The organism is Vallitalea maricola, assembly GCF_036985595.1.
Classification (GTDB): domain Bacteria; phylum Bacillota; class Clostridia; order Lachnospirales; family Vallitaleaceae; genus Vallitalea; species Vallitalea maricola.
Genome location: NZ_BTPU01000096.1, coordinates 1 through 675, shown reverse-complemented (window position 1 = coordinate 675; position 675 = coordinate 1). Strand labels below are relative to the sequence as shown.

Annotated in this window: 1 tRNA gene and 1 rRNA gene; both read left to right on the top strand. The window is 37.6% G+C overall.

From position 1 onward, the window contains the following. The first annotated feature begins 122 nt into the window (after window positions 1-122). Window positions 123-196, top strand: a tRNA-Met gene (locus AACQ14_RS21900). A gap of 244 nt (window positions 197-440) precedes the next feature. Then, window positions 441-675, top strand: a 16S ribosomal RNA gene (locus AACQ14_RS21895); the annotation flags it as partial.

Genomic DNA, 675 nt, shown 5'->3' with positions numbered 1-675 from the left:
TAGCTTTGCAAAGGTTGATAAAGATAATTTGTTGTTCACAATGTGTTGTTTTGAATGTTTATATAATAATTAAAAGTTAGGAATATCCTAACTATTTTTTACCAATAATTATAATAACATCTGGCGGAGTAGCTCAGATGGCTAGAGCATACGGTTCATACCCGTAGTGTCAACGGTTCGACTCCGTTCTCCGCTATTTAAGCTAATTTAATAGTTAGCTTGCAAAAAAAGAAAAAACTTAAAAAAAATGTTGACACATTGCTATGTATATGATAAAATATACTTCGTTGTCTCAACAACAGAGAACCTTGAAAACTGAACAGTGAAACAACCAAAAACTTAGTAATAAGTTTTACCCAAGAAAATTCCTTAGTAAATTAATGGATAAGACGATAGTCTATAAAATATAAGCCAGAGCAATCTGGTCAAGATTAAAACTTTAACATGAGAGTTTGATCCTGGCTCAGGATGAACGCTGGCGGCGTGCTTAACACATGCAAGTCGAGCGAGAAGCTACCTATTGAACCTTCGGGTGATTTAGGTAGTGGAAAGCGGCGGACGGGTGAGTAACGCGTGGGTAACCTGCCCTATGCAGGGGGATAACACATTGAAAAGTGTGCTAATACCGCATAAGACCACAGAGTCGCATGACTTAGTGGTAAAAACTCCGGTAGC